At 67.8% G+C, this 19,210-nt stretch carries 20 protein-coding genes; 5 read left to right on the top strand and 15 right to left on the bottom strand.

Annotation, left to right across the window (positions count from 1 at the left end):
• Positions 1-100 precede the first annotated feature (100 nt).
• The 3 genes from P0Y33_RS12785 to P0Y33_RS12775 are packed head-to-tail and all read right to left on the bottom strand — an operon-like array spanning position 101 to position 3,439.
• A complete protein-coding gene (locus tag P0Y33_RS12785) occupies positions 101-490 on the bottom strand; it encodes a DUF5789 family protein (protein ID WP_279527779.1) in 390 nt (129 codons plus the stop codon).
• Between the two features lie 49 nt (positions 491-539).
• Complete coding sequence (cgi121, locus tag P0Y33_RS12780) at positions 540-1,049, bottom strand: KEOPS complex subunit Cgi121 (protein WP_279527778.1); 510 nt, start codon at positions 1,047-1,049, stop codon at positions 540-542.
• Positions 1,046-3,439, bottom strand: coding sequence for an ATP-dependent DNA helicase (locus tag P0Y33_RS12775; RefSeq protein WP_279527777.1), 2,394 nt, complete (start codon positions 3,437-3,439; stop codon positions 1,046-1,048). The genes cgi121 and P0Y33_RS12775 overlap by 4 nt, the downstream gene beginning before the upstream one ends.
• Before the next feature lie 81 nt (positions 3,440-3,520).
• Here P0Y33_RS12775 and P0Y33_RS12770 point away from each other — a divergent pair, with 81 nt between their 5' ends.
• The 3 genes from P0Y33_RS12770 to P0Y33_RS12760 are packed head-to-tail and all read left to right on the top strand — an operon-like array spanning position 3,521 to position 4,451.
• The gene (locus P0Y33_RS12770; protein WP_279527776.1) at positions 3,521-3,991 is read left to right on the top strand and encodes a Rieske (2Fe-2S) protein; all 471 of its coding nucleotides are present in this window, start codon (positions 3,521-3,523) and stop codon (positions 3,989-3,991) included.
• Between the two features lie 48 nt (positions 3,992-4,039).
• A complete protein-coding gene (locus P0Y33_RS12765) occupies positions 4,040-4,282 on the top strand; it encodes a ferredoxin (RefSeq protein WP_279527775.1) in 243 nt (80 codons plus the stop codon).
• A gap of 43 nt (positions 4,283-4,325) precedes the next feature.
• Positions 4,326-4,451 carry a hypothetical protein gene (locus tag P0Y33_RS12760; RefSeq protein ID WP_279527774.1) on the top strand — a complete coding sequence of 42 codons (126 nt, stop codon included), beginning with the start codon at positions 4,326-4,328 and terminating at the stop codon, positions 4,449-4,451.
• Here the strand turns inward: P0Y33_RS12760 and mdh are convergent.
• The gene (gene mdh, locus P0Y33_RS12755; protein WP_279527773.1) at positions 4,448-5,362 is read right to left on the bottom strand and encodes a malate dehydrogenase; all 915 of its coding nucleotides are present in this window, start codon (positions 5,360-5,362) and stop codon (positions 4,448-4,450) included. The two genes, P0Y33_RS12760 and mdh, sit on opposite strands and share 4 nt — an antisense overlap.
• 319 nt (positions 5,363-5,681) lie before the next feature.
• Here mdh and P0Y33_RS12750 point away from each other — a divergent pair, with 319 nt between their 5' ends.
• Both P0Y33_RS12750 and P0Y33_RS12745 read left to right on the top strand, forming a co-directional pair.
• Positions 5,682-6,329 carry an Sjogren's syndrome/scleroderma autoantigen 1 family protein gene (locus P0Y33_RS12750; protein WP_279527772.1) on the top strand — a complete coding sequence of 216 codons (648 nt, stop codon included), beginning with the start codon at positions 5,682-5,684 and terminating at the stop codon, positions 6,327-6,329.
• Between the two features lie 59 nt (positions 6,330-6,388).
• Positions 6,389-6,784, top strand: coding sequence for a universal stress protein (locus tag P0Y33_RS12745; RefSeq protein ID WP_279527771.1), 396 nt, complete (start codon positions 6,389-6,391; stop codon positions 6,782-6,784).
• Positions 6,785-6,819: 35 nt separating this feature from the next.
• Here P0Y33_RS12745 and P0Y33_RS12740 read toward each other — a convergent pair whose 3' ends face one another.
• From P0Y33_RS12740 to P0Y33_RS12690, 11 genes are all read right to left on the bottom strand, one after another.
• Positions 6,820-6,993, bottom strand: a complete 174-nt coding sequence (locus P0Y33_RS12740; RefSeq protein WP_279527770.1) for a hypothetical protein — start codon at positions 6,991-6,993, stop codon at positions 6,820-6,822.
• 49 nt (positions 6,994-7,042) lie between these two features.
• Positions 7,043-9,523, bottom strand: coding sequence for a DEAD/DEAH box helicase (locus P0Y33_RS12735; RefSeq protein ID WP_279527769.1), 2,481 nt, complete (start codon positions 9,521-9,523; stop codon positions 7,043-7,045).
• Between the two features lie 70 nt (positions 9,524-9,593).
• Positions 9,594-10,154, bottom strand: coding sequence for a diacylglycerol/polyprenol kinase family protein (locus tag P0Y33_RS12730; RefSeq protein ID WP_279527768.1), 561 nt, complete (start codon positions 10,152-10,154; stop codon positions 9,594-9,596).
• Between the two features lies 1 nt (position 10,155).
• Complete coding sequence (gene glyS / locus P0Y33_RS12725) at positions 10,156-11,940, bottom strand: glycine--tRNA ligase (RefSeq protein ID WP_279527767.1); 1,785 nt, start codon at positions 11,938-11,940, stop codon at positions 10,156-10,158.
• Positions 11,937-12,785 carry a CBS domain-containing protein gene (locus P0Y33_RS12720; RefSeq protein ID WP_279527766.1) on the bottom strand — a complete coding sequence of 283 codons (849 nt, stop codon included), beginning with the start codon at positions 12,783-12,785 and terminating at the stop codon, positions 11,937-11,939. Before P0Y33_RS12720 ends, glyS begins: the two co-directional genes overlap by 4 nt.
• An 88-nt stretch (positions 12,786-12,873) precedes the next feature.
• Positions 12,874-13,437 carry a DUF7529 family protein gene (locus P0Y33_RS12715; RefSeq protein WP_279527765.1) on the bottom strand — a complete coding sequence of 188 codons (564 nt, stop codon included), beginning with the start codon at positions 13,435-13,437 and terminating at the stop codon, positions 12,874-12,876.
• A 264-nt stretch (positions 13,438-13,701) separates the two neighbouring features.
• Positions 13,702-14,139 carry a DUF7555 family protein gene (locus P0Y33_RS12710; protein ID WP_279527764.1) on the bottom strand — a complete coding sequence of 146 codons (438 nt, stop codon included), beginning with the start codon at positions 14,137-14,139 and terminating at the stop codon, positions 13,702-13,704.
• A 3-nt stretch (positions 14,140-14,142) separates the two neighbouring features.
• Positions 14,143-15,477: an ABC transporter ATP-binding protein gene (locus P0Y33_RS12705; RefSeq protein WP_279527763.1), complete on the bottom strand. Its 1,335-nt coding sequence runs from the start codon at positions 15,475-15,477 to the stop codon at positions 14,143-14,145.
• Entirely contained in the window at positions 15,474-16,589 is a 1,116-nt protein-coding gene (locus tag P0Y33_RS12700; RefSeq protein WP_279527762.1) for an ABC transporter ATP-binding protein, read from the bottom strand. The genes P0Y33_RS12705 and P0Y33_RS12700 overlap by 4 nt, the downstream gene beginning before the upstream one ends.
• Positions 16,589-18,061, bottom strand: a complete 1,473-nt coding sequence (locus P0Y33_RS12695; RefSeq protein ID WP_279527761.1) for an ABC transporter permease — start codon at positions 18,059-18,061, stop codon at positions 16,589-16,591. The genes P0Y33_RS12700 and P0Y33_RS12695 overlap by 1 nt, the downstream gene beginning before the upstream one ends.
• Before the next feature lie 4 nt (positions 18,062-18,065).
• Positions 18,066-19,130 carry an ABC transporter permease gene (locus P0Y33_RS12690; RefSeq protein ID WP_279527760.1) on the bottom strand — a complete coding sequence of 355 codons (1,065 nt, stop codon included), beginning with the start codon at positions 19,128-19,130 and terminating at the stop codon, positions 18,066-18,068.
• Positions 19,131-19,210 lie beyond the last annotated feature (80 nt).

Below are 19,210 nucleotides of genomic sequence, written 5' to 3'. Positions count from 1 at the left end.
GGACGCGGGCGGTGTTTCGACTGGAGCGGGTCGCTCACCGAACCGGGACGACAGAAAAACGAATCGCGTTCGACCCGTCGACTCGGGTCGTGGCGGCGCGTCACTCGACGTCGAGTTCGCTCTTCCCTTCTTCGCGTTCGGTCTCTTCGAGGGCGTCGAGTTCGCGTTCGGGGTTGTACTCCGAGTCGTCGCCGCGCTCGAAGCCGGCGGTCCCCGTGAGTTCGCCGAGGACGGCCTCGCGGGCGTCCTGCGGGGAGTCGTACTCGTCGGGCGCGAGGCGGTCGAAGACGTCGCCGAGCGACTCGGTATCGCGTGGGAGGTGGACGATCGTCTCGGCGTACTCGCGGGAGAGTTCGGCCGTGTTCGTCGGGTACTGCTGCCCGTCGAGTTCCTCGCGCAGTTCCTCCTCGATGCGCTCGGTTCGGTCGCGCTCGCGCTGGTCCATCCGGCCGATGTGACTCGTCTCGGACGCGTGCTCGTCCTCGGGCATACGTGGGTCTAGTGACGCCCGGCCAAAAACGGTGCCGGCCCCCACACCCTCACTTCTCGACGTCGAGGAGGGCGACGCGCTCGCGAACCAGCGCGCTCAGGTCGGCGCTGCTCGCCCGGCGCTCGGCGTCGGTGATGTCGAAGAACGCCTCGACGGCGTCCTCGTCGACTTCGTCGAGGACGGACGCGGGTTCGAGGTCGACGCGCGTCTCGACGGCGCGGAGTGCGGCCGTCTCGTCTGCTTCGTCCTCCCCGTCGGCGACCACGACGACTGGCTGGTCGGGTTCGTCGGCCGCGACGCCGAGTTCGAGCGCGCGGGAGATCTGCCGGCGCCCGGCGGCGTACAGCAGGATTTCGACGCTCCGCTCCCGGGCGACGTTCTCGCCGCGCTCGAACGCGCGGTTCGCGTGTTCGACGGCGCTCCGGAGGTGCGCTTCGTCGACGATCCGCGTCGCGTCGAAGGCCTGCACCGCACAGTCGTACTCTTCGCCGATTTCGTCGAGCGTCTCGACGAACGCGTCGAGGTCGGTGACGTGGAGTCGGCCGTCGACGTAGTTCACTCGAAATCACCCAGACTGGCCTGGCCGCTCCCGGACTCGTCGGTTCCGGCGCGTTCGGGTGTGTCGGTGCTCCCGTCTGCCGACGTCGCTCCGACGTCCCCGTTCGGGTCCGCGTCCGTGTCGGCGTCCGCGTCGACGCCCTCCATCGAGGGGTTCTCGTGACCGGCGTTCTCCAGGACTGTCTCCGCGGTCTTCCGTCGGCCACGGAGCGCCGCGAGCACGACCGACTTGTCGGCTTCGCGGAGGTCGGCCCGCGACTCGATGCCCGCGTTGTAGAGGCGGCGGGCGCGCTTGCGACCCACCTCGCGCACACCGGCGAGGTCGAGGAGTTCCTCGCGGACGCCGTACTCGACGCGCTTGCGGGCGCGACGGACCGCGGGTGCACAGCCGAGATCGAGTTCGGCCGCGAGTCGCTCGGCGGCGTTGAGCAACCACTCGGCGGTCTCGACCTTCCCGCGGATGTCGCCCGGACCGACGCCGTAGCGTTCGGCGATGCGCTCCTCGTCGAGTTCGCTCGCCCAGTCTTCGAGGAGTTTGGCGGTCTTGAGCGCCGAGAGCCAGTCCTCCCACCGGGCGTCCTCGTACTCCGAGGGGGCGCGACCCAGCAACTCCGCTTCGCGCTCGTAGGCGAGTTCGGCGTACTCTTCGCGGTCGCCCGAGCGGAGGTAGAGTTCGTACATGTCGGGGGTGCGCGAGACGAGGTGGTAGAGTCCGAACGGCGTCGGGTCGGGGTCGTCGTCACCGTCGTCGTCCGCCGCGAGTTCACTCGCGGTTCGGAAACTGGTCTCACTGTCGTCGCCGTCGCCGTCGCTCGCCGACTCCACGCTCGGTCCCACCTCCAGTCCGTGGATGATCTCGGCCGCGCTCATCGGGTCGACGTAGAGTTGCGAGACGAGGTGGCCGCTGCGCGTCGCCGAGAGTTGGTCGCCGTCGCGTTCGAGGAAGTCGTTTCGCGCCAGGTACGCGAGGACGTCGTCGGTGACGGTTTCGAGTCGCTGTGGGTCGTCGGTCTGTGTCGCGTACAACGTCTCGTCGAGGAAGTCGAGGAGCCCGGTCCGCGTCGTCGCGAACCCCGTCGCGACGGTCGCGAGGACGTGCGTCCGGAGTGCGGGTTCGGCCGCGAGTTTCGAGCGGACGGCCTCGGGTTCGGCGTAGACGTAGCGGTCGAACAGTTCTTCGAGTTCGTCGTGGGTGTCCGCGAGGAGGACGGCCTCGCCGTAGGGGTCGAGACCCGGCCGACCGGCCCGGCCGAACATCTGGTGGACTTCGAGGACGTCGAGGGGTTTCATCCCGCCGGCGTCGCCGTCGTAGCGTCGCCAGTCGCGGACGACGACGCGTCGCGCGGGGGTGTTGACGCCCGCCGCGAGCGTCGGCGTGGCGGCGATGGCCTTCACGAGGCGGTCTCTGAAGGCCTCCTCGACGAGTTCGCGGTGTTCGCGGGCGAGACCGGCGTGGTGGTAGGCCGCGCCGCGCTCGACGGCGTCCGCCAGGTCGTCGCTCGTCTCCGTGTCGCTCACTTCGCGGATGTCCGCGGCGAGTCCGTCGAGGGCTTCGCGCTCCTCGGCGTCGAGGTGCTGGCGGGTGACGTCGGCGAGTCGGGCGGCTTCGGCCTCGGCGTTGCGCCGGGAGTTGACGAAGACGAGGGTCGACCCGCCGTCGTCGAGGGTGTCGTCGACGATGGCTGCGCTCTGGGTGTCGTGCCCGCCGACCGGCAACTCCCGCTGGGTGCCGTCGTCGAGGTGGAGCGCCTGTCCGTAGTGGACGCCCGTCCGGAGGTCGATGGGCCGCCAACTGGAGTCGACGAGTTCGGCGTCGAGCCAGTCGGCGAGTTCGTCGGCGTTCCCGACCGTCGCGGAGAGGGCGACGACCTGCAGGTCGGCGACGCGTTGGCGGAGTTTCCCGAGCGTGACCTCCAGTGTGGGACCGCGGTGGCTGTCGTCGACGAGGTGGACCTCGTCGGAGACGACACAGGCGAGGTCGTCGACCCACTGCGCGCCGTTGCGGAGCAGCGAGTCCACCTTCTCGGAGGTCGCGACGATGACGTCCCGACTCCCCAGCCAGTCGCCGTCGCTCTCGTAGTTCCCGGTGGAGACGCCCACCGAGACGCCGTACTGCTCGAACTGCTCGAACTCGCGGGCCTTCTCGCCGGCGAGCGCGCGCAGGGGGACGATGTAGAGGGCTTTCCCGCCCGACGCGACCGCCGAGAGCATCGCGAGTTCCGCGACGAGCGTCTTGCCCGACGCCGTCGGGACGGAGGCGACCAGACTCTCCCCCTCGGCGACGCCGCGCTCGACGGCCTCGGCCTGCGGCGGGTAGAGTTCTTGGATGCCCTCGTCGGCGAGGTGCTCGGGGAGCCACTCGGGGACCCCGGGCACGTCCGTGACTCTCATTGCACCCGAGTAGGGCCTTTCCGCGGTTTAAACTGTCGCACGCGGGCGTACAGTTATCCGCGGCCGACCCTTTCGACCGGTATGGTCGACCGCACGGAACTCACCAGCGTCGACGAGGTCTACGAGAAACGGTCGTGGCTGTTCACCGTCCGCGACGACTACGGCGCCGCCGAAGAGGTCGTCCTCGTCCCCTGCGAGGACACGGACGAGCGCGCGGGCGAGAGTGAGAGTGAGCACGACGGAGCGGGACCGGTGGAGGCGTGGATCAACCGGTGTACCCACGAGTCACAGCGCCTCGACCGCGGGTTCGGCGTCGCGATGCGCGACGGACAGATCATCTGCCCGAAACACGGTTCGATGTTCGACGCCTGTTCGGGCTACTGCGACAACGGCGAGGCCGCCGACACGACGCTCGTCTCGGTCGACGTCGAGACCGAGGACGGGACGGTCTACCTCGTCGACCCGGACTACACCTTCGACCACGCGGGCGAGGCCGACGAAGGCGAAACCGACGATGAGGGACCGAGTTCGACCTCGCACCTCGGATTCTGACGGGAGCACGGCGTCAACGCTATACGGGCCGGGGTTCGACGCCCACGTATGGAAGTCAGATTCGACCGGAACACCTGCATCGGCATGTTCCAGTGCACCGTCGAGTGGGACGCCTTCGAGGAGAACACCGACGCGGGGAAGGCCGACCTCGCCGACGCCGAGGAGGTCGAGGACGGTATCTTCGTCCGCGAAATCCCCGAGGACGCGGAACTCGACGCGAAGTTCGCCGCCCGTGCCTGCCCCGTCGACGCCATCGAGGTGTACGACGACGAGGGCAACCAGGTGGTGTGACAACCGTTCGCGCAACACTTTTCCGTGACAATCGTGTCTGTTCGTGCGAACAGACACCATGTGTCACTACTGGGAGGAAGCCCTCGACTGGTCGAGTGACGAGTCCGAAGAAGACGGGGAGTCGACGCCGCGTACCCGCGTCGACGGGCAGTCGCCGGTCGCCGACTAGGAGATTTTCTCGTACTGTTCGGCGAGCTTCTCGGCGGCCTCGCCGAGTTGGTCGCGCTCGAACTCGGTGAGGTCCCACTCGACGACCTCCTCGACGCCGTTCGAACCGAGTTTCACGGGGACGCCGAGCGCGACGTCGTCGTGGCCGTACTCGCCCTCGAGTTTGATGGACGCGGGCAGCACCTCGCCCGTGTCGCGGAGGACTGCCTCGACCATGTGGGCGACGCCCGTCGCCGGACCCCACTCGGTGGCGCCCTTGCGCTCGATGACGTTCATCGCGGACTCCTGGAGGTCTTCGAGGATCTCCTCTTTCTCCTCGTCGCTGAACTCGGGGTCCGTGCCGTCGACGCGGACCTTCGAGAAGACGGGGACCTGTGCGTCGCCGTGCTCGCCGAGGATGGTGGCGTCGACGTTCTGGACCTGCGTGTCGAAGCGCTCGGCGAGGACGTAGCGGAAGCGCGCGGAGTCGAGGCGGCCGCCGAAGCCGATGACTTTCTCGCGGGCGCGCTCGCCCGTCTCGTAGAGGTGGCGGTTGAGCAGGTCGACGGGGTTCGACGTCGTGATGGTGACGAAATCGTCGTTGTACTCGGCGATGGAGGAGCCGATGTCCTCCATGATGGGAGCGTTGTCGCCCGCGAGGTCGATACGGGTCTGGCCCGGACTGCGGGGGATGCCCGCCGTGACGACGACGACGTCCGAGCCCGCGGTGTCCTCGTAGCCGCCCTGGCGGACGGTCGTGTTCGAGTCGTAGGCGACACCGTGGTTCGCGTCGGCGGCCTGGCCGACCGTCTCGTCTTCCTTCTCGGGGATGTCGACGAAGACGAGTTCGTCCGCGACGTCGCGGAGCGCGAGGTTGTAGCCTGCCGCTGCGCCGACGGTACCGGCCGCGCCGACGATGCTCACTTTCGTCATATCACGTGAATGCCTGCGTCGGGACTGGAAAAGCGCTTCGAAACCACTTTTCGTCGACCGAGTGGTCTCTCGACCGCTCGCCGTCGAAAACTGGGGGTAGCGCACTCGTCGACCCCGTCACGCCGCTCCTCGCGGCGGTGGTCACTCGGCTGTCCGTACTCTCGCGGCGTCTCCGCGGACGAAGTGCGTGAAGCCTCGACAACGCTCCGCGCTACCGGTCGGCTCGCGCCGCGGCGTCCGTCTAACTGTCCTCTCGACGTGTGTCGAACAATCCGCCCGTAGAACAAAACAGAAGGCGCTCCGTCCCCTCACCGTGTGTATGAGCGACGAGAACGCTGACTTCGACAAGGAGGCGGAGAAACAGCGCCTCCGGGAGAAGTACGAGCAGGACCAGGAGGACCGAGAGGCGACCGGCCGGATGAGCGAACTTCTCCTCCAGGGCGCGACGATGACGAACAAACACTGCGACACCTGCGGCGACCCCATCTTCCGCTACCAGGGCGAGGAGTTCTGCCCGACCTGTCGCGCGGAGGGCCAACAGCAAGCCCAACAGCAGGCCGCCCAGCGCGCACAGGCGCAGTCGCAGGGCCAACAGCAGGCCGCCCAGCAACAGCCTCAGCAGACCCAGCAGACTCAGCAACGCGTCGAGCAGTCGGAGACGCCGGACACCTCCGGCCGCGCCGCGTCCGAGCAGGCGGAACCCGCCCAACGCGAGGTCGAACCGTCGCGGCCGCCCGCGCCGACCGAGAACCGCGCTCCTGCCGGCGAGAGCGGCGGGGAGTCCGACGGCGAGCGCCGGCGGACCGACGCACCCGCAGGCGGTCTCGGTGCGGCCCGTGCGGACCTCGCGCAGTCCGTCTCGACGATGGCCCGCCGCGCGGAGGCCGCCGACGACCCGCGGACCGCCCGCGAGTACCTCGAAGCGGCCCGCGAGGCCGCCGAGGCGCTCGCCGCACTCCCTCGCTGAGTGGGCCACGCCGGTCGAGGCCACTAACGCTTAACCCACGGGCACCCACACGTTCGGATATGAAGATCCTCGTCCCGGTCGACGGCTCGGACGTTAGCTTCCGCGCGCTCAACTTCGCCGCCGAGATGATGAACCGCTACGACGGTTCGCTCCACGTCGTCCACATCACCGACCGCCAGAGCGAGACGACCGAGGAGATCGTCGAACGCGCGAACGAGATTCTCGAAGCCGAAGGCATCGAGGACGAACCCGAGGTCGAAGTCGACATCGACCTCGACTTCCGCCCCTCGAAGCGCATCGGCGAGGACATCCTCACGCTCGTCGACGAACGCGGCTACGACCACGTCGTCATGGGCCACCACGGGAAGACCGGGGCGGTCGAGAAGGCCATCCTCGGAAGCGCCGTGGAGACGGTGCTCGACGCCCAGAAGGTCCCTGTGACGGTGATCCCGTAGTCCTCGGAGCGCGTTCGCCGCGCTCGCCCCGTCCGTCACCCCCACACGAGGTACGCACAGACCGCGCCGAAGACGAACGCGGCCCCGACCAGTGGGAGGACGACGCCGAACGGTTCGCCGAGCAGGCCGACCCCGACGCTCCCGACGCCGGCCAGTACCGCGAGGATCGCCGCCGTGATTCCGCCCACGAGCCGCGTTCGCTCGTGCATACTGGCACCGAGACGTCGCCGTCGAATAACTGTTGTGTAGAAATACCGACTACTTCGGGTCGTAGCGCGACCCGACGACCTCGCGAATCCGCGAGGCCGTCACCTCGCCGACGCCGTCGACGTCCATGAGTTCCTCCTCGTCGGCGGTCATGACCGCCTCGACGCTCCCCAGCGACTCGAGGAGCGTCCGGGCCGTCACGGGGCCGACGTCGGCGATGGACTCGACGACGTACTCCTGTTGCTCGTCGAGGGTCTTGGCGGCCTTCTCGCCGTGGGCGCTCACCTCGCGGTCGCGTTTCAGTTGCTCGCGACCGGCGATGACCTCCAGCATGTCGGCGGTGTCCGACTCGCTGTCCGTCCGGAGGAGGCTCAGGCCGTAGTCGACGGCGAGACTCGCGACCGCGCCCCGAATCGCGTTCGGGTGGACGTTGCGCGACCCGTAGAGGTCCTTCTCGCCCTCGACGATCATCACGGGCCGGTCGTAGTGGCGGACGAGGTCGCCGACCTGCTCGAAGATGGAGCGGTCGCCACCCCCGAGCAGGGAGTCGAGGAAGTCGTCGACCTCCTTGCGCTCGACGGCGACGCGGTCGGAGAGGACGTAGTCGCCGACGGCCAGGGTCTCCAGGCGCGTGTCGACGCCGTCGCGCTGGGAGAGGTCGCGGGCCACGTTCGCGTCGAGTTCCCGCTGGTCGACGACGACCTCGACCGCCTCCTCCTCTTCGGGCGGGACGGCCTCCGCGACGGTGCCCTCGCTCTCCGTCTCGCCGTCCGTCTCGTCGTCCACCTCGCCGGTCTCCGCCGGGTCCGGGACGTCGAAGTCGGTGAGGCCGACCTGTCCGTCGCCGCCCGACGACCCGCCGCCGTCGGCATCCGTCGCCGTCGCACTCGCGTCGGCGTCCGTATCGGCGCCCGCGGCGTCAGCGCCATCCGAATCCTCGAAGGCGTCGAGTTGTTCCTGGTCGTCGACGAGTTCGTCTTCCATCTCGTCGGCGAGGCCCTTGAGCGAGCGCAGTTCGTCTTCCATCTCCTGTTCGCGCCGTCGCGAGATCCAGAAGTAGGCTTCGTCGCGGGTGTCCTCGGCCATCAGGACGACGACGCGGCCCTCCGCCTGTCGGCCGGTCCGGCCCTTCCGCTGCACCGAGCGAATCGCGGTGGGGACGGGTTCGAAGAAGAGCACGAGGTCGACCTCCGGGACGTCGAGTCCCTCCTCGGCGACGGAGGTCGACACCAGCACCTCGAACTCGCCGTCGCGGAAGGCGTCGAGGCGCTCTTGCTGTTCTTTCTGGGACATCCCCGAACTGCTCTCCTTGTCGCCCTGCCCGACGAAGCGCTCGGTGTCGAAGTGCTCGCCGAGGAAGTCGGTCAGCGCCTCTGCGGTGTCGCGGGACTCCGTGAACACGATGACGCGTTCGCCTTCCTGGATGCCCAGCGTCTCCGCGAGGAGCATCCGAGCGCGACGGAACTTCGGGTGGAGGTCGTCGAACTCCTCGGCCTTCCGCATCGCGTCTTTCACTCTCGGTTCGGAGACGAGACGCTGGGACGCCTTCGACGCCCCCGAGGCGTTCGCGGCGTTGCGCTGGCGCTCGAAGTATCTGCGTACCGACTCGACGCTCTGTGTCTCGACGAGTTCGACCGCCCGCCGGAGTTTCATCACCTCGGCGTGGACGGACATCCCCTGGTAGCCCTCGGACTGGTCGTTGTCGATGAGTTCGCGGAGGCGGCCGTGGACCTTGTTCAGGTCCTTCTGGGAGACGTCCGGTTGGGTGGTGTTGACGACGCCGATCTCCTTCAACTGGGCGAGGCGCTCCTCGATGACCTCGTTGAGCGAGTCACGAATCTCCAGCACCTCGTCGGGGAGGTCGATGCGCTCCCACTCGACGTCGGTGTCGTGGGTGTAGGTCGCCACGTCGCTGTCGTCCTCGGTGCGGACCTCGACCTCCTCGATACCGAGGTTCTCACAGACGGTGAGGATCTCCTCCTCGTCGCCGCCGGGCGAGGCGCTCATTCCGGTGACGAGCGGGTCCGCCGCGTCGGCGAGGTAGCGCTCGGCGATGTAGGTGTAGGCGTAGTCGCCGGTGGCGCGGTGGCACTCGTCGAACGTGCAGTGGACGACGTCGCGCAGCGAGATGCGGTTGCCCACGAGGTCGTTCTCGACGACCTGCGGGGTGGCGATGACGACCCGGGCCGAGGTCCAGAGGTCGGCGCGGTCGTCCGGGCGGACCTCGCCGGTGAAGACGACGACTTCGTCGTCGGGAACGTCGAGGGCTTCCCGGTAGAACGCCGCGTGTTGCTCGACCAGCGGTTTGGTGGGTGCGAGCATCAGCGACTTGCCACCGAAGTCGTCCTGGAGGCGCTCGGCGGTGACGAGCAGGCTCACGGTCGTCTTCCCCAGGCCGGTGGGGAGACAGACGAGCGTGTTCGCGTCGCTCGCGGCGTCGGCGAGTTCGAGTTGGTAGGAGCGCGCCTCGATGACGCCCTCCGTGAGCATCGGGTGGTCGACGTAACCGGGGTCCGCGTCGGCTGGCGCCATTCGTCGTCGATAGCGCCTGCTCGGGGTTAAACTCTCTCCTACCGCGGTGAAAGTGGAAAAAGGAGCGAAGTCAGAGCAGGGCGACGACGAGCCACATCACCGTGCCCGCACAGAGCGGGATGGTGAGGTTGTCGTCGACGACGTAGCCGGCGACGATGGGCGTCCGCGCGTCGGCGACGGTGGCGGCGGCGGCCCCGAGGACGCCCGCGAGGACGGGCACGCCCAGGAGGACCGTGATGGCCAGACAGACGCCGAACGTGACGGCCATCACCCACCACTCCTTCTCCCCGAGGTCCGCCGAGGAGAGGTAGCCGCTGATGGGGTCGCCGACGGTCAACATCAGCATGGCCGGCGCGGCGACGGCGGGGTCGAACAGCCACGCGGTGGCGGTCATCCCGACGACGTAGAGGACGTAGCCCGCGACGTCGTCCTCCTCGTACTCGCGGGTGAGTTTGTCGTAGATCCACCAGTCGATGTGACCCTTCAGTCGGAGCGTCTCCAGGACGCCGACGAGGAGCGTCAGTCCGAGCAGTATCAGACTCACCTCTCGCCACGTGAGGACGCCGAACAGGTAGGTCAGCGGCGCCGCCGACCCGCTCAGGTGCACCAGCCGCCGGGGGAGTTCGCTCACGTTAGAGGTCGTCGAAGTCGGTCTCGCCGGCCCGGAGGGCCGCGAGGGTGTCGGCCAGTTCGTCGGTCGGGACGCGCACCTGGTCGGTCGAGTCGCGCTCGCGGAGGGTCACGGTCTCGGGGTCCTCTTCGAGGGACTCGTAGTCGACGGTGACGCAGAACGGCGTGCCGACCTCGTCCTGGCGGCGGTAGCGTCGGCCGATGTTGCCCGAGTCGTCGTAGGCGACCTCGAAGCCGGTCTCCCGCAGTTCCTCGGTGAGTTCGCGGGCGCGCTCGCCGAGACCGTCCTTGTCCATCAGCGGGAAGACGCCGACGAACGTCGGCGCGACCTCGGGGTCGAGGCGCAGGACCGAGCGCTCCTCGCCGCCGACCTCGTCGGTGTCGTAGGCGTGTGCGAGCACCGTGTAGACGACGCGGTCGACGCCGAACGAGGGTTCGATGACGTGGGGCGTGATGTGCGTGCCGCTCTCGGTGACCTCCTCGACGCGGAAGCCGGTCTTCTCGACGGGAATCGTGTACCCTTCGCCGTCCTCAGTCGACGACTGGGGGCTCGACGAGGTTCCCTCGTCGGTGTCGACGGAGACGGTGACCTCCTCGCCCTCGAAGGCTGACCGGTCGCGCTCGGCCAGTCGTTCGAGGGCGTCGGCCACTTCCTGGGCCTGGCCGCCGAACTCCGGGCCGAGGTAGGACATGTCGGGGTCGACCGTCGCGCGCTCGACGCGCTTCGGTTCGTCGTACTGCTTGAAGACGGTGAAGTTCTCCTCGGAGTGCTCGCCGTGTTTCGAGAGGTCGTAGTCGCCGCGGTAGGCGAAGCCGGCGATCTCGATCCAGTCGCCGTCGACCTCGGCCTCGGCGTCCCAGCAGTCCTCGGCGTAGTGGGCGCGCTCGCCCGCCTGGTGCTGGCGGAAGCGGAAGCGCTCCATGTCGAAGCCGACGCGCTCGAACCACTGCTTGGCGAGACCGAGGTGGTAGCAGACCCACGACTCGACGAGGTCGCCGGCCGCCTCGCCGGCGGTCGTCCGGACGTACCCCTCTTCGGGGTCGTCGTGCTCGCCCTGCTCGTCGGCGGGGTAGAGCGTGAGTTCGACGTCCGCGACCTTCGAGACGTCCGGTTCGTCGGTCTCGGGGTCGACGAACAGTTCGAGTTCGGCCTGCGTGAACTCCCGCGTCCGCAAGAGCGCGTGACGCGGCGAGATCTCGTTGCGGTAGGCCGGACCGATCTGCGTGACGCCGAAGGGCAGTTGCTCGCGGGCGTACTCCTTCAGGCGGGGGAACTCGACGAAGATGCCCTGGGCGGTCTCCGGGCGGAGGTAGCCGGGTTGACCGGAACCGGGACCGATGCTCGTCTCGAACATGAGGTTGAAGTCCTCGACCTCTTCGCCGGCGAGCGCCGCGTCACACGAGGGACAGCGGAGGTCGTGCTCCTCGACGAGCATCTCGACTTCCGGAATCGGGAGACCTTCGGCCTCCTCGATGCCGGTGTTGTCCTCGATGAGGTGGTCGGCGCGGTGGCTCTCGCCACACTCGGGGCACTCGACGAGCATGTCGCTGAACCCCTCCAGGTGGCCCGACGCCTCGAAGACTGGTTCCGGCATGACGGTCGGGGCGGAGATTTCGGTGTGGCCCTCCTTCGTGCTGAAGCGTTCGCGCCAGCGGTCCTCGATCTTCTGTTTGAGCGTCGCGCCCTGCGGGCCGTAGGTGTAGAAGCCCGCGACGCCGCCGTAGGCTTCGCTCGACTGGAAGAAGAAGCCACGGCGCTTCGCGAGTTCGACGAGTTCGCCGCTCATAGCGCGCGGAGCAGGTCGACGTCGCGGACGATGCCGCTGAGTTCGTCACCGCGAACGAGCGGGAGCTGTTCGACGTCGTGGGTGAGCATCTCCTGGGCCGCCTCGCGGACGCTCGTCGCGCTCCGGACCGTCTCGGGGTCGGCGGACATGAACTCGCGGACGGGCTCGACCGGAATCTCGACGTTTCGGGTCGGGAAGTAGCGGTTCCCGACCGCCTTGATGCCTTCCCACATCCACTCGTCGTCCTCGTTGGCGATGGAAGAGCCGATGTCGTCCTCGCCCTCGGTGACGCGTGCGACCTCCAGCACGTCGACCTCGGTGAGGATGCCGGTCATCTCCGCCTCTTCGTCGAGGACGATGGCGTACGGGACGTTCGCGTAGGCGATTTCGCGCTCGGCGACGGTGAGCGGCGTCTCGACGTACGTCGTGTTCACGTCCTCGCGGGCGAGACCGCCGACCTCGACGTCGCCGCCCTCGACGTCACCTTCGGCGATGGCACGGACGACGTCGGTGATGGTGACGATGCCTTCGAGTTCGCCGTCGACGACCGGGACGCGGCGGGCACCCTCCTCGACCATCAGGCGCGCGAGGTCCTCGATGGACGTCTCGGCGGTCGTGGTGGGAACCTCGCGCATCAGCATCGCGAGTTGGTCCTCGTCGGGGTTCTCGATGAGGTCCTCTCGCGAGACGAGACCGCGGTACTGCTCTCCCTCGTCGGTCTGTTTCACCACGGGAATCGAAGAGAAGGTTCGCTCCTGGAGGTACTCCAGGGCGTCGTCCCGGGTGCCGGGCAACTCGACGGTCACCACGTCCGACCGGGGCGTCATCGCGTCGGCTACTTGCATATCGGCGCACTACACCCCCCGCACATTTGTAGGCTACGACACCGTGTTCACCGTTCTCGCGGGGGCACGTCGACGGAAAGGTCGCCTACTACTCGTCGGCGTCCGTCTCGGTCGCGGTCGCGTCTGCCTCGAACGTCTCGTACTTCGGGAAGAACTTCTCCGGACGGTCGTGTTCGAAGCTTCCGAGGTGCGTCCCGTCGAGTCGCTGGAGGTGCGTGTACATCGTCCCCGCCGACTTGGCCGCCGCGATCAGGTCGCCGGCGTCCCGGAGTTCGAACGTTCCGACGACGTAGACCGCCACCCCGGCGTCGGGGTCGAGGAGTTCGGTCACGAGGAAGACCCGCCCCTCGTCCTTGGCGCGGTAGACGTCGTAGACCGGGAAGTCGGCGTCCTCGAAGAGGTCGAGGAACTCGTCGGCCAGGTTGTCCGGGACGACGTGCACCAGACCGAACCGGTCGCTGTCGCCGGCTTCGGGTGGCTCTGGTGCGGTGTCGCCGGCCGGAACGACGACGGTCTCCCACCCTTCCTCCGCGCGGGCGTCGGCCATCGCCTGTGCGTCTTCGAGCGTCTGCTGCCAGGCGTCCTTGTGGCGCTCGGCGTGCGCGGCGAGACGCTCGGCCTCGCTCACGTCGTCGTTCCCGGTCGTGGGCATGGGTGTCGATAGGCAGTCCGGACGTTAAAGGACGACGTTCTCGGACACTCGCTGGAGCCGTGTCCCGTCGCCGTCGCTATTTCTCAGTTGTGTGGGTGCATAACCGAGATATGCGCGACGTTGCCGAGATATGGCACCGGATAACCGAGTTGTGTGGGGTCACCGAGATACCGCTGCTCGCGTGTCGGTCGCGTCGCTCCCTCCCGCTCGCAATTCCGAGATTCTCGACGGCTTGCGGTGCTCGCCGTCTCCGAATCTCGTCTCTCACACCCCGACACCGAACACCACTTCCATCACGTAGGAGACGGCGAGCATCACGACACTCGCCAGCAGGAGCTTCACTTCCCGCCCGAAGCGCTCCTCGGGTTCGATGGGGAACCACGCGGCCGGCGGGAGTCGGCGGACGAACCGCCGGAACGGCGTCGGCTCGCCGGCCTCGCGGTCACGACGGTGGCCCCCGCTCTTCCACGGCTTCACCGGCTGGAGGAGGAAGGAGGCGTAGCCGAACGCGAGGAAGCCGAGGACGAACAGTCCGTACTTCACGCCGACGAGTCCGGCCCCGAGGAGGACACTCGGGACGGCCGAGACGACGGCGGCGACCACGGTGACGGCGACGGCGTACTGGACGGCGTCGATGAGTTTGCGGGCGAGCGTCGCTCGTGCGTCGCCCGTGTTCCCGTCGGGCGTGCCGGCGCCGACCATCGGCTACTGGAACCGACGCTCGTCGACGAACGTCCGCGGGTCGTCGTACTCGTCGCCGTGGCGGTGACAGAAGCTCACGCGACCGTCTTCGCTCACCTCGTGGTAGTCGGGCTTCTCGCGGTCGCAGACGCTGCCGAACTCCTCGAAGAGGTACTCGCGGGCGTCGTCGAACTCGTCGGCGGCGACCATGTCCGCCGCCTCGTCGAGGTGTGTCTGGACCGTTCGAGGGACGTCGACGTCCGCGAACAGGTCGTCGACGACCTCGCCGACGTCGGCGAAGCGGGTGTGGAGGCCGAGTTTCTCCTTGACGATTTCGCGCAGCGAGCGGTCGGCGCGGGTGCGCTCGCGGACGACCTCGCGGAAGGTCTCGACGCGCTCCCACACCTCGTCGTCGACGTCTTCGTACTCGTCGGGGCGGATCTTCATCGGACAGCGGGTGCTGAACGGACACCCCTGCGGCGGGTCGCGCGGACTCGGCGGTGTCCCGCGGAGGGTGATCTGTTCGCGTTCCGCCGTCGGGTCCGGTTCGGGGATGGCCGAGAGCAGCGAGGCGGTGTAGGGGTTCGCCGGGTCGACGAACAACTCTTCGGCGTCGCCCAGTTCCATGATGTGTCCGAGGTACATCACGGCGACGCGGTCGCAGATGTGCCGGACCACGCTCAGGTCGTGGGCGATGAACAGGTAGGTCAACCCGAACTCGTCCTGGAGGTCTTCGAGGAGGTTGAGCACCTGCGCCTGGACGGAGACGTCGAGGGCACTCACCGGTTCGTCGAGGACGATGAACTCCGGTTCGAGCGCGAGCGCGCGAGCGATGCCGATGCGCTGGCGCTGCCCGCCGGAGAACTGGTGGGGATAGCGGTAGTAGTGTTCCTCCTGGAGGCCGACCTTCGAGAGCAGGTAGCGGACACGTTCGCGGCGCTCCTCCGCGGTCTTCCAGTCGTGGACGTCCAGTGGCTCGCGGATGATCTCGCCGACGGTCATCCGCTCGTTGAGACTCGACTCGGGGTCCTGGAACACCATCTGGGCGTTCTTGCGCCACTCCTTGAGGTCCGCGCCGGAGAGTGTCGTCACGTCGCGGCCGTCGAAACGGACTTCGCCGTCGGTGGCGGTTTCGAGTTGGACGAGGGTCCGACCCAGGGTACTCTTCCCACAACCGGACTCGCCGACGAGTCCGAGCGTCTCGCCACGTCGCACGTCGAAGGTCACGCCGTCGACGGCCTTCACCGGGTTGCCGCCGACGAGGTCGCCCGTCTCGTAGTACTTCTTCAGGTCCCGTACCTCGACGAGGACGTCGTCGTCGGACTCGGTCGCGGTCTGCTGGTTCGATTGCGTGCTCATTGGTCGTCCTCCGCGTCGGCGGTGGTGTCGGCGTCGGCGTCTGTGCCTCGCGAACGGTGCAACTCGACGGCCTCCTCCCGCGAGCGGTCCTCGGGGTAGAGGAGGCAGGCGGCGGTGTGGTCCGTGGCGCCCGACTCGACGGGCACGCTGACTGGGTGGACCGCCTCACAGTCCTCGAACGCCTTCGGACACCGGGGGGCGAAGCGACAGTACGTCGGCTCCTCCGTCGGCGTCGGGACGTCGCCCTCGATAGTCTCCAGCCGCTCGCCCTGTTGGCGCCCCGGAATCGACCGGAGGAGCCCTCGCGTGTAGGGGTGACGCGGGTCCTCGAACAGCTCGACGACCGGCGCGCTCTCGACGATTTCGCCCGCGTACATCACGTTCACGCGGTCCGCGACCTGGGCGATGACGCCCATGTCGTGGGTGATGAACATGATGGAGAGGTCACGCTCCTCCTGGAGGTCCTTGAGGAGTTGGAGGATCTGGGCCTGGATGGTCACGTCGAGTGCGGTGGTCGGCTCGTCGCAGATGAGGAGTTCCGGGTCGCAGGCCAGCGCCATCGCGATCATCGCGCGCTGGCGCATCCCGCCGGAGAACTGGTGGGGATACTCCTTCAACCGGCGTGCGGCGTCCGGAATTCCGACCGCTTCGAGGAGTTCGATGGCGACGTCGGTCGCCTCCTGCCCGCGCTTGTCGCGGTGGAGCCGAACGGCCTCCTTGATCTGGTTCCCGACGGTGTAGACGGGGTTCAGCGAGGAGAGGGGGTCCTGGAACACCATCGCGATGCCGTTCCCACGGATCTCGCGCCACTGCTCGGGGGACTTCCCGACGAGTTCCTCGCCCTTGAACCGGATGGACGACCCGTCCTCGACGCGGCCCGGTGCGTCGACGAGACCCATGATGGAGCGGGCGGTGACGGACTTCCCGCTCCCGGACTCGCCGACGATTCCGACCGTCTCGCCCGGCCCGATGTCGAAACTGATGCCGTCGACCGCGCGGATGGTCTCCTTGTCCGTGTAGAACGTCGTCCGGAGGTTCTCGACGGCGAGGACCGGTTCCTCGTCCGTCTCGCTCGCGACCGTCGAGGGCGCGGGGGAGTCGGCGTCCGACATCACCCACCACCCCCTGCGGCCGCGGCCTCGTCAGCCGACCCCCCTTCACCCTCGGACTGCGGGTCGATGGCGTCGCGGACGCCGTCGCCGAACGCGTTGAACCCGGTCACGACGATGGTGATGAGGATACCGGGGATGAGCGCGATGTGCCACGACGCCGTCGCGACGTACGGCTGTCCGGCGCTGACCGCCCGCCCCCACTCGGGGGTCGGCGGCGTGATGCCGAGACCGAGGAACGACAGCGAGGCGACGCTGATGATGATGCCGCCGAGACTCATCGACCCGTAGACGAGCAGGTAGCCGACGATGTAGGGTGCCATGTGCTTTTGCATAATCTTCAGTGGGGTCTGACCGTAGCTCTTCGCGGCGTCGATCCACTCCTCCTCTGCGACCTGGAAGGCGGGACCGCGCACGGAGCGCCAGAGGTACGGCCAGTAGATGAGCGCGAAGATGAACAACAGCAAGAGCGCGCCGTTGTAGACGTTCGCGATCCACGTATCGGAGAAGACGACCGACAGGAGGATGATGATCATGAGGACCGGCAGCGACTGGACGCCGTCGGAGAGGACGACGGTCACGAGGTCGACCAGGCCCTTGTAGTAGGCGGTGACCATCGCGAGCAGCGACGCGACGAACGCGGCCAGCGCCATGCTGCCGAGCGCGATGAACAGCGAGATGCGCGAGCCGTACATCATGAAGGTGAACAGGTCCTTCCCGGTCGTGAGAGTCCCGAAGGGGTGGAAGCGACCGAACTGGTCGTAGCTCCACGGACCGACGTTGTTGTCGGGCGACCCCTGCGAGGCCGACCGGAGGTTGGCCTGCCCGACGAGCGTCTGCTCGACGGCCTTCGCGCTCTCGGACCAGTACTTGAGCTGGTAGGAGTAGGGGTCGAGGATGTTCTGCTGGAGGGTCGTCGGCGAGAGGGTCGGCGCGAAGAGGGCCATCACCATGAACCCGAAGACGACGACGGCGCCGAACTTCCCCCAGGTGTGCCGGCTGAAGCGGTCGATCTGGTCGTCGCGTGGCGTCCAGTCGGCGGTGCGGTAGTGCGTTCGGTAGGTCTGGAACCCGCGCCAGACCCACCAGAGCAGGGTGAACGCGTAGGCGTACACGAGGAGCACGCGGAGGAGCCAGGCGTGCTTCGGCGAGAGGTAGAACACGTCGAAGACGTGGAAGGTGTTCACCCAGTGCTCGCCGTTCCAGTAGCCCTGGTTGGCGACGAGTTCGCGGGAGAGCAGCGTCGGGATGTCCGCGGCGGCCTCGATGGCCGCCAGCAGGAGTCCGGTCAGTGGCTTCCCCGGGATGGACTTCGCGACGGCGTGGAGCACCTCGAACCCGAAGTGGACGAGTGCGCCGAACTCGAGTGCGAGGAGGACGGCGAGTACGGCGGCCCAGATGGCCGCGGGTCGGGGGTGTTCCGCGAGACGCCGTCGGAACGAGACGTCCTCGGTGTCGGTAGTAGTGTGACTCATGGTTTCACTCGGTTTCGTACCCGACGCGCGGGTCGATGAGGGTGTAGAGCAAGTCCTGCAGGATGTTCACGCCGACGAGGAGCAGGATGAAGAGGTACATCAGCGTCCCCACCAGCGGGAGGTCGCCCTGGACCGCGGCCTGGAAGAAGAGGTACCCCAGGCCGTTGATGGCGAAGACGAGTTCGACGACGACGGACCCGCCGAGCAGGAGGAACGCCTCGCCGGTGATGATGGGGACCAGCGGGATGAGCGCGTTGCGGAAGACGTGCTTCCAGACGATGGTGCGCCCCGCGAGACCCTTCGCCTTCGCCGTCTCGACGTAGTCGGAGTTGATGGTCTCCAACACGGCGGTCCGGCCGATACGCATCTCGTTGCCCATCGACGCCGAACCGAGGACGAGCGCAGCGGGCAAGATCTGCTTGGTCGCGGCGACGAACGAACCGTCGTCGTCGATGGACCACCACCAGTCGACGGGGTCGGTGATGGCCTCGACTGGGTACTGGAGGAAGGCGAGGTTCGGCGGCGTGACGATGTTCGTCTCCACGAGCCACGTCGCCCACTGGAAGCCGAAGAAGAACCGCTGTGACTGCGAGAGGACGCTCACGAGGATGACCGCGAGCCAGAAGTTCGGCATCGCACGCCAGACGATGCCGCCCAGCGAGGCGAGGTAGTCCATCCCCGTGTTCGGGTTCAACCCAGCGTAGAAGCCGAGCGGAACGCCGACGAACACGGCGATGAGGACCGACCAGAAGCCGAGCCAGATGGTTCGCGGCGCGTAGTTCCAGATGACCTCCGTCGCCGGGGTCCCGGAGTTGATGACCCAGGACTCGCCCAGTTGGAAGAGGAACATGTCCGTCATGAAGTCGATGTACTGTTCCCAGAGTGGTTCGGTGAGACCGAGTTGTTCGCGGACGTTCTGGAGTTCGGCCGCGCTCGCCGACTGTCCGAGAATTGCGGCGGCGGGGTCGATGGGTCCGGCGAAGATAATGAGGAAGGTCACGGTCGTCCCGAAGACGACGACGGGGATGGACAGGAGCAGGCGTCGTGCGAAGTACTGCCACCTGCTCATGGGGACCACCTAACAGTGGCAGTTTTTGCCGTGCGACACATGGTGTTGGGTACGGCGCACGCGGGGATTATGTCTTCCGA

The sequence above is a fragment of the Halospeciosus flavus genome (assembly GCF_029814175.1).
GTDB lineage: Archaea > Halobacteriota > Halobacteria > Halobacteriales > Halobacteriaceae > Halospeciosus > Halospeciosus flavus.
This window is presented reverse-complemented; position numbering and strand designations above follow the sequence as displayed.

Excerpts from the sequence above, each read along its gene's own strand:
- P0Y33_RS12785 (WP_279527779.1), bottom strand. The coding sequence starts at position 490 with ATGCCCGAGGACGAGCACGCGTCCGAGACGAGTCACATCGGCCGGATG.
- P0Y33_RS12775 (WP_279527777.1), bottom strand. The coding sequence starts at position 3,439 with ATGAGAGTCACGGACGTGCCCGGGGTCCCCGAGTGGCTCCCCGAGCAC.
- P0Y33_RS12770 (WP_279527776.1), top strand. The coding sequence starts at position 3,521 with ATGGTCGACCGCACGGAACTCACCAGCGTCGACGAGGTCTACGAGAAA.
- P0Y33_RS12765 (WP_279527775.1), top strand. The coding sequence starts at position 4,040 with ATGGAAGTCAGATTCGACCGGAACACCTGCATCGGCATGTTCCAGTGC.
- mdh (WP_279527773.1), bottom strand. The coding sequence starts at position 5,362 with ATGACGAAAGTGAGCATCGTCGGCGCGGCCGGTACCGTCGGCGCAGCG.
- P0Y33_RS12750 (WP_279527772.1), top strand. The coding sequence starts at position 5,682 with ATGAGCGACGAGAACGCTGACTTCGACAAGGAGGCGGAGAAACAGCGC.
- P0Y33_RS12745 (WP_279527771.1), top strand. The coding sequence starts at position 6,389 with ATGAAGATCCTCGTCCCGGTCGACGGCTCGGACGTTAGCTTCCGCGCG.
- P0Y33_RS12740 (WP_279527770.1), bottom strand. The coding sequence starts at position 6,993 with ATGCACGAGCGAACGCGGCTCGTGGGCGGAATCACGGCGGCGATCCTC.
- P0Y33_RS12735 (WP_279527769.1), bottom strand. The coding sequence starts at position 9,523 with ATGGCGCCAGCCGACGCGGACCCCGGTTACGTCGACCACCCGATGCTC.
- glyS (WP_279527767.1), bottom strand. The coding sequence starts at position 11,940 with ATGAGCGGCGAACTCGTCGAACTCGCGAAGCGCCGTGGCTTCTTCTTC.
- P0Y33_RS12720 (WP_279527766.1), bottom strand. The coding sequence starts at position 12,785 with ATGCAAGTAGCCGACGCGATGACGCCCCGGTCGGACGTGGTGACCGTC.
- P0Y33_RS12715 (WP_279527765.1), bottom strand. The coding sequence starts at position 13,437 with ATGCCCACGACCGGGAACGACGACGTGAGCGAGGCCGAGCGTCTCGCC.
- P0Y33_RS12710 (WP_279527764.1), bottom strand. The coding sequence starts at position 14,139 with ATGGTCGGCGCCGGCACGCCCGACGGGAACACGGGCGACGCACGAGCG.
- P0Y33_RS12705 (WP_279527763.1), bottom strand. The coding sequence starts at position 15,477 with ATGAGCACGCAATCGAACCAGCAGACCGCGACCGAGTCCGACGACGAC.
- P0Y33_RS12700 (WP_279527762.1), bottom strand. The coding sequence starts at position 16,589 with ATGTCGGACGCCGACTCCCCCGCGCCCTCGACGGTCGCGAGCGAGACG.
- P0Y33_RS12695 (WP_279527761.1), bottom strand. The coding sequence starts at position 18,061 with ATGAGTCACACTACTACCGACACCGAGGACGTCTCGTTCCGACGGCGT.
- P0Y33_RS12690 (WP_279527760.1), bottom strand. The coding sequence starts at position 19,130 with ATGAGCAGGTGGCAGTACTTCGCACGACGCCTGCTCCTGTCCATCCCC.